This is a genomic window from Lysinibacillus sp. NPDC093216 (assembly GCF_050280325.1).
Classification (GTDB): domain Bacteria; phylum Bacillota; class Bacilli; order Bacillales_A; family Planococcaceae; genus Lysinibacillus.
This window is the reverse complement of record NZ_JBNNVB010000005.1, coordinates 23502-37264: the sequence shown is the minus strand read 5'-3', so window position 1 is coordinate 37264 and position 13763 is coordinate 23502. Positions and strand designations below refer to the sequence as shown.

At 39.4% G+C, this 13763-nt stretch carries 14 protein-coding genes; all 14 read right to left on the bottom strand.

Annotated features, from left to right (window positions below; genetic code table 11):
• Nucleotides 1-16: 16 nt before the first annotated feature.
• Nucleotides 17-385 carry a chorismate mutase gene (aroH, locus tag ACQKOG_RS07810; protein ID WP_370075893.1) on the bottom strand — a complete coding sequence of 123 codons (369 nt, stop codon included), beginning with the start codon at nt 383-385 and terminating at the stop codon, nt 17-19.
• Nucleotides 382-1473 (bottom strand): 3-dehydroquinate synthase, encoded by a 1092-nt coding sequence (gene aroB, locus ACQKOG_RS07805; protein ID WP_427445873.1) that lies wholly within the window; start codon nt 1471-1473, stop codon nt 382-384. Before aroB ends, aroH begins: the two co-directional genes overlap by 4 nt.
• A gap of 1 nt (nt 1474) precedes the next feature.
• Entirely contained in the window at nt 1475-2656 is a 1182-nt protein-coding gene (aroC, locus tag ACQKOG_RS07800) for a chorismate synthase (protein ID WP_427445871.1), read from the bottom strand.
• 447 nt (nt 2657-3103) lie between these two features.
• A complete protein-coding gene (locus ACQKOG_RS07795; RefSeq protein ID WP_415730378.1) occupies nt 3104-3874 on the bottom strand; it encodes a CheR family methyltransferase in 771 nt (256 codons plus the stop codon).
• Nucleotides 3875-3958: 84 nt separating this feature from the next.
• Nucleotides 3959-4198, bottom strand: a complete 240-nt coding sequence (locus ACQKOG_RS07790) for a hypothetical protein (RefSeq protein WP_427445869.1) — start codon at nt 4196-4198, stop codon at nt 3959-3961.
• Between the two features lie 306 nt (nt 4199-4504).
• The gene (locus tag ACQKOG_RS07785) at nt 4505-6130 is read right to left on the bottom strand and encodes a long-chain fatty acid--CoA ligase (RefSeq protein WP_415730380.1); all 1626 of its coding nucleotides are present in this window, start codon (nt 6128-6130) and stop codon (nt 4505-4507) included.
• 223 nt (nt 6131-6353) lie between these two features.
• The gene (locus tag ACQKOG_RS07780; protein WP_370075905.1) at nt 6354-7115 is read right to left on the bottom strand and encodes a 3-hydroxyacyl-CoA dehydrogenase; all 762 of its coding nucleotides are present in this window, start codon (nt 7113-7115) and stop codon (nt 6354-6356) included.
• Between the two features lie 15 nt (nt 7116-7130).
• Nucleotides 7131-8279, bottom strand: a complete 1149-nt coding sequence (locus tag ACQKOG_RS07775) for a thiolase family protein (protein ID WP_427445866.1) — start codon at nt 8277-8279, stop codon at nt 7131-7133.
• A gap of 663 nt (nt 8280-8942) precedes the next feature.
• Nucleotides 8943-9359, bottom strand: coding sequence for a nucleoside-diphosphate kinase (gene ndk / locus ACQKOG_RS07770; RefSeq protein WP_053482577.1), 417 nt, complete (start codon nt 9357-9359; stop codon nt 8943-8945).
• An 86-nt stretch (nt 9360-9445) separates the two neighbouring features.
• Nucleotides 9446-10420 carry a heptaprenyl diphosphate synthase component II gene (gene hepT, locus ACQKOG_RS07765; protein WP_370075909.1) on the bottom strand — a complete coding sequence of 325 codons (975 nt, stop codon included), beginning with the start codon at nt 10418-10420 and terminating at the stop codon, nt 9446-9448.
• Between the two features lie 19 nt (nt 10421-10439).
• Nucleotides 10440-11144, bottom strand: coding sequence for a demethylmenaquinone methyltransferase (locus ACQKOG_RS07760; protein WP_370075911.1), 705 nt, complete (start codon nt 11142-11144; stop codon nt 10440-10442).
• A 15-nt stretch (nt 11145-11159) separates the two neighbouring features.
• On the bottom strand, nt 11160-11927 hold the full coding sequence (locus tag ACQKOG_RS07755) for a heptaprenyl diphosphate synthase component 1 (protein WP_402868795.1): 768 nt from the start codon (nt 11925-11927) through the stop codon (nt 11160-11162).
• Between the two features lie 574 nt (nt 11928-12501).
• Nucleotides 12502-12720 (bottom strand): trp RNA-binding attenuation protein MtrB, encoded by a 219-nt coding sequence (gene mtrB / locus ACQKOG_RS07750; protein WP_049666799.1) that lies wholly within the window; start codon nt 12718-12720, stop codon nt 12502-12504.
• Between the two features lie 63 nt (nt 12721-12783).
• The gene (gene folE / locus ACQKOG_RS07745) at nt 12784-13353 is read right to left on the bottom strand and encodes a GTP cyclohydrolase I FolE (protein ID WP_370075915.1); all 570 of its coding nucleotides are present in this window, start codon (nt 13351-13353) and stop codon (nt 12784-12786) included.
• Between the last annotated feature and the right edge of the window lie 410 nt (nt 13354-13763).

Sequence of the window (13763 nt, the reverse complement as noted above, 5' to 3'; positions counted from 1 at the left end):
CAAACATCTCCTCTTTTTATTTAGCTTGGGCTAAATCTGGTCTTAATTTCACTGCATCATTGAGATACAAGTGTTTTACATCCTTTTGTGCTACTTCCACATTTGCATGGATTAACACACGAATACAAAGTGGCAATGCGTTTGGCACGTCCATTTCATGCGTACACATGACAGGTACATATTGCCACCCGTCCATTAACCGTACAGCACGTGCTGGAAATGCTGACGTAATATCAGGTGTTGTGGATATTAGTATAGAAGCAATATCATCTATTTCCACATTATTGGCTGCTACTACTTCACGCACTAATCTTGCTGTCTCTTCCCATACAAGCTCTGGCTTGTCAGATTCAATTGTAATTGCTCCTCTAAGTCCACGAATCATACAAGCACCTCCGCTAATAGCTGTCGGAATTCGGCATCTACTTCTCTGCACTCCGCTAAATCAATTGGTTGCATGAATGGTTTACCAATTTTATCCAGTATCACGAATTGTAAAATACCATACTCCGCTTTTTTATCTTTCATTAAATACTCTGTTAACTGTTCAAAGGAATATTCTTTTACAGCTTCAAATGGATAACCATTCTTCACTGCAAACTGCAAAAATGCTGTAGTGAAGGTACGATCTAATTCACCGTATCGTTCACTTAATAATAAACAATATACGAGTCCAATCATGACAGCCTCGCCATGCGCTACTTTTCCATAACCAGCGGCCGCTTCAATGGCATGCCCATAAGTATGACCTAAGTTTAAAAATTTCCGAACGGATTGCTCGGTTTCGTCTTCTGCAACGATTTGGGCCTTCACTTCAATACCTTTTCTTAGCTGCTTCGCTAATTCTTCAGTGGTGAAATGAATAACTGTCTCTGCAGCCATTAATTCCTCTAACCACGATGCATTAGAAATCATCGCGTGCTTGATCACTTCTGCTGTTCCTGAACGTACCTCGCGCTCAGGTAAGCTTTCGATAAAAACAGTATCATAAATAACTCCCTCAGGTTGATAAAATGCACCAATCATATTCTTACCTAGTGGATGGTTAATAGCTGTTTTACCGCCTACAGCTGAGTCATGTGCCAAAATCGTAGTTGGGATTTGAATAAACGGCACCCCACGCATATAAGTGGCTGCAACAAAACCTGTTAAATCACCTACAGCTCCCCCACCAAATGCAAAAATAAATGATTTACGCGAGCATTTTTGTTCAAGTAAAAATGTTTGCGCTGCATTGTATTGTTCAAATGTTTTACATGCCTCACCACCTGGTAAGATAAAAACCTCAAAATGATAAGGGAAATGAGCCTTGAAATAATCTCCTTGCGCTGCCCACACATTAGCATCCGTAAAAACAATGAGCTTATCCGCTTTTTGAAGCTTATCATCAAATGCTTTTACTGCTTCTGCTAAAAATTTATGACCAAGGACAACTTCATATTGATGGGATTTCGTCGCTACTGGTACTCGCATATTAGAACCCCTTTGTATAACGACGGTGTTCGTCGATTTGAGCTTTTAGTTGGGGTAATTGATCGCTATGGAATTGTTCCAATATTGCATTCGCTATTTCCCAGGCAATAACGTGCTCAGCAACAACTGACGCAGCTGGTACTGCACAGCTATCCGAGCGCTCTACACTTGCTTTAAATGGTTCTTTCGTTTCAATATCAACACTTTGCAACGGTTTATATAATGTAGGAATTGGTTTCATTACACCACGTACGACAATTGGCATTCCAGTAGACATTCCACCTTCTAAACCACCAAGTCGATTTGTTGCACGTGTATAGCCTTCTTCCTCTGACCAAATGATTTCATCATGTACTTCAGAGCCTTTACGGCGTGCCATTTCAAAGCCAATTCCAAATTCAACACCTTTAAATGCATTGATAGATAACATGGCAGCTGCTAATTTAGCATCTAGCTTACGGTCATAATGAACGTATGAACCTACACCAGCTGGCATTCCTTCAACAATGACTTCTACAACACCACCAATTGAGTCACCAGTTTTTTTCGCTTCATCAATTGCCTCCACCATTTTTGCCGAAGCCTCTGGGTCAACGCAATAGCAAGGATCTGCTTCAACAATGGCACGAATTTCATCTGCAGATTTTCCTTCGATTACGGAAGTGTCTGCCTTAATACCAACGATTTCTGTTACATGTGCCACTATAGAAATGCCTAATTCATTTAATAGCGCTTTGGCAACCGAACCTACTGCTACACGAACAGTTGTCTCACGCGCAGAGGAACGCTCTAACACATTGCGTAAATCACGGTGTCCGTATTTCATGCCGCCTACTAAATCTGCATGCCCTGGACGAGGGCGTGAAATTTGACGTTTGATATCGTCAGGATTCACATCTTCTGCTAACGGTTCTGCTCCCATAATTTTTGTCCAGTGCTTCCAGTCATCATTTGTGACTACGAGCGCTACGGGAGAACCAAGTGTTTGTCCGTGACGAACACCAGCGACTATTTCCACTGTATCTGTTTCGATTTGCATACGGCGGCCGCGTCCATGCCCTCCTTGACGACGTTTTAAATCATGGTTAATTTTTTCTGCTGTAATTGGTAAGAGCGACGGTAGGCCCTCAATAATTGTTGTTAATTGGGGTCCATGTGACTCTCCCGCTGTTAAGTAACGCATAAACACTTTCTCCCTTCAACTCGCTAAAGTATGTATTTTTCACTATAACATATATTCTCTAAAAAAACAGTCCTTTTGCAAATGTCTTTTAAGACTCGTTTTAATTATTCGTAAATTCCGAATTGTCCAAGTAACTCCTGTCGCTTTCGAAGTTACTTTAGGCATATCGTTAAATTAGAATATTCTGAACGATTCGCCCGAAAAAAATTTCTGCATATCCACTAATTGTTAGTCTTCAACAATCAGTTATCCCCTACCTAAGCTTTCATTAAAGTCTGAGGTTGGAGCCTTACTGCCCGAGATTCGAGATACGAGATAGCTAATAAAAAATACGCTTTTTGCTTACATCAAGCGAAAAGCGTACGATTCATCTATGTCTAAAGCTTTGAAAATATGTACATGACATTCATATTATCTATTGTACAAATGCTTTTCTCATATTATTAACTATTTTCGTTTATAGAAGAACGTATCCTCGACTTCAAACTCATAACGAGATGGATTAAAGATTTGCTCTGTTGATCCAACAAATAAAACCCCATCTTTACGCAATGCTTTACTAAAATTAGTATAAATCTGATCTTTCGCTTCTTCCGTAAAATAAATCATCACATTGCGGCAAACAATTAAATCATGATTAGAATCGTAATGATCATTAAGTAAATTATGCTTCTTAAACGTCACACAACGTTTAATCTCATCCTTGACCCTATAAAAGGAACCTTCTTGCTCAAAATACTTGGCTTTAATATCACTCGGCACTTCTGCTAATGAGCGCTCTGGATAAACACCTAATTTCGCCTTTTGAATGACATTCTCATCTAGATCAGTAGCAATGATTTGAATTTGAGATAATGGCAGTAATTGAGATAATACCATGACTAAAGAATAGGGTTCTTCACCCGTTGAACAAGCAGCACTCCAAATTTTTAAACGCTTATTAGATTGCAGTAATTTCGGAAATATTTTCTTCTGCAACACTTCCCAGCGCTTCCCATTGCGATAAAATTCGGAAACATTGATCGTCATGCGATCTAAAAACTCATTCATTAAATCACGATCTTGTTCAAGTGCCTTTAGAAAGTCCACAAAATTACGATATCCCTTTTTCTCATATAGAGATGTTAATCGTCTTTTCATTTGCGCTTCTTTATATAGCGCTAAATCTATTCCTGTTTTGCGCTTTATACCTTCTATAAATTGTTCATAATCAGACATGCGGTCTTCTTCCCCTCTAGCGTCGTATTTCCATTATAGCGGAAAAATGCCATTCCTGAAATAGTCTTTCACATGTAATCCAAGTTACTTGGTTGAATTTTGTTTTTCCTCTAATAATAACACTTTGGATTGCTCTAATTCTAGACGTAATTTTTCTGTTTCCATCGTATACGTTTCTAATCTCAGCTTCTCTAGCTCCAATTCCTTTTCGATAGACTTTAATTTAATCTTTTGCTTTCTTGTGTTTGCATCAGTAAGTATCCCTACTAGTGCGATTAATACGCCTCCGAGAATTGCAACCATTGGAATTGACAATACGTCCACTTCCTTTCATTAATAATGATTATACGGCAAAATGGAAAAAATAGTTTCATTTTTCTTTTCATTCTTTCATTAATTTAGCAAAAATATTCATTTTGATATTTGTTACGACGTAGCCATTTAGTAAATTGCATCACGTCGTCCTATGATAACTCCTTCGAGACAAAACATCCTTTTGGCCAATACTACTACGTCCAGTCAGAACGGAGATCAATCTCACGTTATTGTATTGATCCAGTATTGCATTGATCCAGCCTTTCACATAAAAAATGAAGGTAGTTTGACACCACCTTCAAGATTTTTAGTCCTTTAAACTTCTACTCGATAACCCTTTAAATCTTCTCGTAATTTTACCTTCATGAATTTTCCTACAGAAGTTTTCGGTATCTCATTTAAAAATACAACGTCATCAGGAATCCATGTTTTATGGAATTGCGATCGTAAATCTTCTAGTAGCTCGGATTTCGTAATAGCATCTTTAAATTCAGGCTTTGGTACAACACATGCTAGAGGTCGTTCAAGCCATTTTTCGTGGGGAATGGCTATAACAGCAGCCTCAAACACTTTAGGATGCGACATTAAAGCATTTTCAAGGTCTACCGAGGAAATCCATTCTCCACCACTTTTTATTAAATCTTTTGTTCGATCTGAAATTTTAATATAACCATCTACTGTCACTACAGCAATATCACCAGTGTAGAGCCAGCCATCTTTAAAGGCTTCCGTTGTTCGTTCATCATTATAATACTCGGCAGCAATCCACGGGCCCCTAATTGTCAATTCGCCCATTGTTTTGCCATCCCAAGGGACTTCACCGTTTTCATTGACTACGCGTGTTTCAATGAGCGGCACTGTTATTCCCTGTGTAATACGAACGTCCATTTTTTCATCCATCGTATAATCTTGCATATGTGTTAAATACGACGATATGCTAACAAGCGGCGATGTTTCGGTCATACCGTAGCCCGTCATGTAAGGAATTTTAAGCTCCTCCTCAAAGCCACGAGTTAGACCGAGCGGAGATGCTGAACCACCACATATAATTAATCGTATCGAAGACAAATCACGAGGATTTTTGCGTTGCTCCTGTAATACCCCAAGCCAAATTGTCGGTACTCCTGCAGTCAACGTGACCTTATATGTTTCAATTAAATCAAGTAATAGTTGTGGTGTAAACATTGGCCCTGGTAGCACCTGGGTAGCACCAAATAATACACCAGCAAACGGAAATCCCCACGCATTCGCATGAAACATTGGTACGACAGGTAGTAAAACATCAGCCTCGCCTATCGCAATACTATCGGAGAGTCCTGCTGCCATCGTATGGAGGACAATACTTCGATGAGTATACACCACACCCTTTGGCATTCCTGTAGTGGCACTTGTGTAGCACATGCCAGCAGGTGTATTTTCATCTAAATCATCTGGGAATCTAAAATTCTCATTCGCTTCTTCGAGTAATGCCTCATAAGATAGAGCATTCGGTAATGGGATGTTTTCTAGCTCGACAGCATCTCCCATTACGATAAAATGCTTTACCGTTTTAAGCTGTGAGACAATCGGTGCAATAAGCGGAACTAAGTTATCATCAATTAGTAATATTTCATCTTCTGCATGATTAATAACGTAAGCAATATGCTCAGGTGCTAATCGAATATTAATCATATGCAAGACAGCTCCCGCGCATGGTACTGCAAAATATGCTTCTAAATGACGGTGGTGATTCCAAGCAAAGGTACCTACCTTCATACCTCGCTCCATTCCCAACTTTGTAAGAGCATCAGCTAGTTTACGAGTTCTTTTTACATATTCTTTATAGGTAAATTCGTGAATTGTTGTAGGGCTTGTCCGCGAATATATTTTTTTCGCATGAAAAAATCGTTCTGCTCGATCCAAAAAACTAGTTAATAATAAAGGTGTATCCATCATATGCATAATAACGCTCCCCTTTGTTCATAAAATTTTTGAATCGTCCAAGGCTTACTGCTACTACCAATAAGTACATACGAAACAAGCTAACTTATTCAGCTTTTTATCCGCAGACAAGCCCCTTTTCACTTCAGAGCTTCACGAAGGCGCAATCACAAAAAAGGTGATATTAGCCTTCACTCAATCTTTCTAGCTTATTTTGCAGGAGTCGAGCACCTTCAAGTTTCCCCTATTTTGGCTGCATACGAATCGCGCCGTCCAAGCGAATTACTTCACCATTTAATAAACCATTTTTGATAATACTTTCGACTAGTAGCGCGTATTCCGATGGCTTCCCAAGTCGTTTAGGGAACGGTGTCATTTGGGCAAGTGCTGTTCTTGCTGGTTCTGGTAACGATGCAAACATTGGTGTCTCTACTAATCCTGGAGCAATCGTCATAACACGTACCCCAATTTCTGCAAGCTCCCTGGCAATCGGCAAGGTCATCGCTGCCACACCACCTTTTGACGCGCTATATGCCGCTTGTCCTATTTGTCCATCAAATGCTGCCACAGATGCAGTATTAATAATAACGCCACGTTGACCATCCTCGTTTGGTTCATTATGTTGCATCTGCTCAGCTGCTAGGCGAATAACATTGAAAGTACCAATTAAATTTACAGAAATCACTTTTTCGAATAAATCAAGGGCATGTACACCACGCTTTGAAAGTACTTTACTTGCATCAGCAATTCCAGCACAATTCACTGTGACATTAATGGACCCAAATCTCGCTACTGCTTGCTCAAGACCTGCCGCTACATCAGCTTCTTTTGTGACATTTACACGTGCATATTGGACATTCTCCCCTAACTCCTCTACTAGTGCATGTCCTCGCTCGTCATTAAGATCAAAAATTACTGCTTTGCCACCCTCTGCAACAATTTTACGAACAGTCGCCTCTCCTAAACCAGATGCTCCCCCTGTTACAACTGCTATTACTTCATTCATCAAACACAACCCCTTTTACATTTTCTCAATAATAGTGGCATTCGCCATTCCCATACCTTCACAAATTGCAAGTAAGCCATAACGTAAATTTTCTCGTTCCATTCTGTATAGCATCGTTGTTAACAGCTTTGTACCTGACGCTCCTAATGGATGCCCTAAGGCAATTGCTCCCCCGTCTGGATTTAGTTTATTTGGTTCCGCTCCAATTTCATGTAACCAAACAAGTGGTACTGGCGCAAAAGCCTCATTCACTTCATACGTATCAATTTCCTCTATCGTAAGACCTGAACGTTCTAGTGCTTGTCTAGTTGCTTCAATTGGACCAGTTAGCATTAACGTCGGATCTGAGCCAACAACAACTCTTGTAACAATTTTAGCAAGCGGTTGGATGCCAAGCTCCTGTGCTTTTTCTAAAGACATTATAACTACCGCTGAGGCACCATCACTCATTTGACTTGCATTACCGGCTGTAATCACACCATCTTCCTGGAATACAGTTTTAAGCCCATTTAATTTATCAACTGTCGTTTCTGCCCGAGGTCCCTCATCAACAGAAAACGTTGTAACTGCGCCGTCTTCTTGCGTAACTTGGACAGGCAGTATTTCCTTTTTAAAATGGCCTGCCTCAATTGCAGCTAAAGCTCGTCTATGACTATTGTAAGCATAGTTATTTAGCTGTTCTTTTGATAAGTTCCATTTTTCCGCTATTTTCTCGGCTGATAACCCTTGATGTATAATCGTATAGTTTTCTTGTAATCGTTTACCTGCATAGGCACCCTTCATGTTAGAACCCATTGACACCCTCGTCATGCTTTCAACCCCACCAGCAATAACAATGTCCATATCCCCCGCTAAAATAGCCTGTGCTGCGAAATGTACAGCTTGCTGACTTGAGCCGCATTGACGATCGATTGTCACACCTGGGACACTTTCCGGAAAGCCTGCCATTAATAATGCTGTACGAGCTATATTTGCTCCCTGTTCAGCAGTTTGCGTTACACAGCCAAAAATTACATCCTCCACCTGACCCTTATTGATACCTGCTCGTTGCACTACTTCTTGCAGAACATCTGCCGCTAAGTCATCTGCTCGAACATTGCTTAATGTCCCTTTACTCCTGCCAACCGCTGTACGAACAGCTGATACAATCACTACTTCTCTCATAAAAAAATCCCCTTTGTACTGTCATCTCTCTCATTTCCTATCACCCAATGTATTTAGATGTTATGAAATATATTCTTGATAATAAGCTATATCAATTATGCCTCGGCATAATTGCGTCCGGAATCGGCTTTGTGCTTAGGCCTACGTGAGGGCCGACACGATGTCGGTCATTTCGGTTGCCACAGGACGTGGCGTTTTTACCGATGCAGGTCAGTTAGCCGTTATCGCATGGATGCGATGATCTTAGGCTAACATCCTATGTGACGATTCCGTGACATCCGCCGGAGGCTTTAACTTCTTTCAGCGGATGTTTTTTGTACCGAAAGCGTAGCGACAGCTACAGATGTTTGGACACCCGCTGAAAAGTGACTTAAAACCGCATTCATCTGACCGCCTATATAGGTGGTAGACTTCTGCTGAAAGAAGTTAAAAACCTTAATTATCAGAATATTATATCTATTATTTTACATGACTAAGAAGTATTTAACAATTCTATATGTATCTAGAAAATTCTATTCAACTGTTTTAGTAGATATACTTTTAATTCTTGGGTTCTACCTGTTACTTTAACAAAACTATCCTTCACTCCATTTAGAGCACAAAAAAAGCAATCTCAAATTAAATTGAGATTGCTTAATCTATTTGCAAATTAAACTTTGCTAATTAAACTAAATCTTCACCGAAGAATAAGCCGATTTCACGCTCAGCAGAAGCTAGTGAATCAGAACCGTGAATGATGTTGTGAGAAACAGTTGTTGCATAGTCACCACGGATTGTACCTGGGTTAGATTCTTCAGGTTTAGTTGCTCCCATCATTGTACGAGCAAGCTTAATTACGTTTTCGCCTTCCCATACCATAGCGAATACTGGACCAGAAGTGATGAAATCAACTAATTCACCAAAGAATGGACGCTCAGCATGCTCTGCATAGTGCTTTTCTGCTAATTCTGTAGGAATTACCATTAATTTAGCACCTTTCAATACAAAACCGCGACGTTCAAAACGATCTACGATATCTCCTACTACTTGTCGTTCTACGCCATCAGGCTTAACCATTAAAAAAGTTTGTTCGATTGCCATGTTTAAAACACTCCTTAAATTCGTATAACAGGTTTTACACCTACCGATAAATATTAACAAAAAATGAGCCTTTGTACAACAAAAAGCTAGAATTTACGCTTACCCATAAATAAAGCGACATCACGAAGTTTTTTCTTGACGGGATGTTTTGGTAATGCATCTATTTCCTGTAATGCCTTTTTCAAATATTTATCACTCATTTTATTAGCTTGCTCAATCGCGTCGGATTTACGCACATACCGTAGCATATTTTGACGTTCTGTTTCCGTCAATGTGCCTGCAAACACTTTTTCCAGATAAGGTTGCATTACGGGATCATCTTTTAACATTAGAATCGGTAGCGTAATATTACCTTGCAGTAAATCACTACCTGCTGGCTTCCCTAATTCTTTATCTGTTGCCATAATATCTAAAACATCATCGATAATTTGGAAGCTCATGCCCACAAAATAGCCAAATCGTTTCAAATGTCTCACCGTTTTAGGATCGACACCTGCTGCCACTGCACCAAGTTCACAACTAGAAGAAATCAGTAAGGCCGTTTTTCGTTTGATTCGTCTAAAATAATCTTTTAATCCTTGATCTAATCTAAATTTATCTTCGATTTGAATGACTTCACCGTTACAAATTTCAACCATTGTACGCGCTAAAATTTGATGAACTAATGGGTCTTCAAGCTTTGTAATATATTCAAGTGCACGCGCAAAAATAAAATCGCCCGTGTACATTGCAACTCTATTATTCCATTGTGATTTGACCGTCGGGCGTCCTCTTCGCATATTGGAATCATCAATTACATCATCGTGCACAAGTGATGCCATATGAATAAGCTCTACTGGTACGGCTACATCTTTCATCTTTTCGATATCATATTCGCCAAATTTTGCGCCAAGCAACACAAAAATTGGTCGTATCCGTTTGCCACCAGCTTGCAATAAATGGAGAGAAGCATCATTGATCAAACATGAAGAAGAGTTCACTGCTTTTTCTAATTCTTGTTCAATGATATCGATATCTGATTTCAAATCGGAATAGAGTAGTTTTAACTTCATCTTTTCCACGTGTGAAAACCTTCCCCCATTAACGTACTTTTTTTAAGCCCATATGCATTGCCGCAGCACCGCCACTGTATGCTTTGTACGTTACTTTTTCTAAACCTGCCTGCTCAAACAATGCCGCTAATTTCTTCATACCTGGGAAATCATTTGCTGATTCCTGTAGCCAAGAATATTCTTTATAGCTTTTCGCAAATATTTTACCAAATATCGGCATTATATATTTAAAATAAAAACGGAATAGTTGTCGATAGCCTGGAATTTCAGATTGAGATGTTTCTAAACAAACAACCATTCCCCCTGGTTTTACAACACGATTCATTTCCTTTAAAACTTGTAAATAATCTGGTACATTGCGAAGCCCAAAACCAATTGTTGCATAATCAAAAGTATCGTCTGGGAAAGGTAACTCCATAGCATTTCCATGTATTAGCTCGATTTGTGGGTATGGCTTTACCTTTTCCTCGCCAACCTTCAGCATGTTTTTACTGAAGTCTACCCCTTTTACTTCTCCGCCTTCACCAACTGCATTGGCTAATGCAATTGTCCAATCTGCCGTACCACAGCAAACATCTAGAGCCTTCGCTCCAGGTTTTACTGCCATGTGCTTCATCGTATCATTGCGCCAGCCAACATGCATCTGGAAACTAATAACGCCATTCATTTTGTCATAGTTATCCGAAATACTTTCAAATACTTCGTGCACGTGCTCTTCTTTCGTTTTAGCCATTTTGAAAAACCTCTCTTATCCATTAGTAGAAGCAATGGATGCCTCTACACGTGCTTGTAGAGCTTGTTTCACATCACCTTGTAAAAACGATGCATTTTCTATCACCTGTAACAGCTCTGTTTTTAATTGCACAATTTTGTCCTTTATGGCGTTGCCATAGGTCGCTCCAGTATATCTCGCGCTTTCTTCAAGAACTTTACTCATTAAAGATACTTGCCCACGTTGATATGTCGCCAATTCTCTTTCTAAACGCAAGATTAATAAGCTCTTCTCCACAATTGGAATATAATCACCAAATGAATAGAGCTCAAAAAATTTTGAGATTAATCCTGATTCAATGTTAGTTATTGAGGCAAACCATTGTTCGATTGATCGTTTTTCTGCCTCATATACTTTAATTTGGTGTTCACAACGTGCCACAATTCCTTGTGACAAATTTCGAATCAATGCGACATTTCCCGACATCGCTAAAATCTCATAATACCGGCCACTATAAAAGTCTCCAGCTAAAACGGTTAGCTGCTGTTCTTTTGATGTGGCATCTAGTTCTTTAATATGATCGTGCGCTGCTAAGGCTGCGTACACAATTCCAACAGTGATTGCAGCTTCTCGTTCATTTTGTTGCCACTCTTCCCCATTAAAAAAGGGAACTAACAAGTAAAATAATTGATTTTCATCGAGCACAGGCATTCCTGTGTATTTTTGCAAAGTTCTATGACGAACATCCATGAAAATCTCTGTTTTTAATTGTGCAATTGAATTTTGAATGTATGTTGCATTCATAGACCTTACTCCATTTCACTTTCAAATACGTTAGTCTTTTCATGACCTAACGCTTGCTTACTGAGTCATTATAGCATACGCGACGATTCGTAATAAAAACTTTTTGCTTTATTCAACATGATAGGCAGAAGAGCTTCCCCGTTAAAAAACAGAAGAAATCCAACTGCCTATCAATTATGCCTCGGCATAATTGCGTCCGGAACCGGCTTTATGTTTAGGCCTGCACGACGCAGGTCAGTTAGCCGTTATCGCATGGATGCGATGATTTTAGGCTAACATCCTATATTGAACTCCTTTCCGATTCAGAACATCCGCCGGAGGCTTTGGGCCAACACGTTGACCACTCAGTCGTGTGTTGCTGCAGTCGCTGCGCTTTCGCACAGCTAAATTGCCACAGAACGTGGTGTTCTTAGACTGAGTTCCTCTATTTCAGCGATGTTCGACACGCTCTATAAGAATCGAATCGAAAACATCATTACTTAGTTTTACACATCTGGTCGATTTATATGTGCCATTACTAATTTGAATAAACATGAAACCATTCATAAGCACTTCTGAATGTAATTTCGTTCTATTACTTTTTAGCTTCGCTATTTATAACACCGTGTGCTGTATGAATCTGTGCTTTCCCACGAATTTTCATGGCAGATGTATGTTCGGTAAATTGAGCAATCATAACTTCGCCTGCATCTAATTTTTCAGAATGATGGAACTTTGTATCTGTACCTCGTGTTAAACCGATTACATGTACGCCATCTTCCTCTGCTTGAATAACAATATAATCTTGTGCCATTGTTTGTACACTCCTTAAATCCGACAAATTCTTAGTCCATCATAACATAATTAGACACTCAATTTAAGACATTTGAATAAATGATAAAACTTCTCTACGTTTTACTTCATCTTCTTCGTAAATACCACGAGCAACCGATGTCACAGTTTTAGATCCTGGCTTCTTAAGTCCTCGCATAGTCATGCACATATGCTCCGCCTCTATCACTACATAAACACCTTTTGGAGAGAGCATTTCCATAATTGTCTCTGCCACGGTGGAAGTAATTCGTTCCTGTAATTGCGGACGACGAGCAATAGTTTCTACTGCACGTCCTAATTTACTTAGTCCAGCAACAATGCCATCGTTTGGTATGTATGCGACATGAGCCTTTCCATAAAAAGGAACTAAATGATGCTCGCACATCGAATAAAACGGAATGTCCTTTACAAGTACTAATTCCTCATGGTCTTCATGGAACACTGTTCTAAAATAATCTTTTGCATCTTCATGTAAGCCACTAAACATTTCCGCATACATTTTTGCTACACGTTTCGGTGTATCGAGTAAACCTTCACGATTTACATCTTCGCCTACCGCCTCTAAAATCATTTTTACTGCTTCTTCTATTTTCAATAAATCAATATTCGACATCCGTGAAACCCTCCTGCGTATCAATACATTACACATTTCCTTATGCATCGTAGCATATCCAAAAGGTAAGCGCAAAACGACTTACTTGATTCAAAAGAAATTCATCGCTATATGAGCAAAATAGCCAATTAATGCTTTCTAATTTGGAGCATATTTTATAACTCACCGTCATAACGTGTGGTTGATTTCCGTTCCGACTAGGCTTTTTCCTGGGGATCAACTTTTAGTGTTGGACCTCAAATAATATTCTATCTACGTTACTTACACTCATGTTTATTGCATCTTTCTATGTATCATTAACTTATTTAGCTATGTACGCAACTCTTCGTAGTGAAGATCAATTATACCTCGGTATAATTGTTGCTGTCGCTTCGCTTTCGCACAGATAAACAATGCGTCGGGAATCGCTG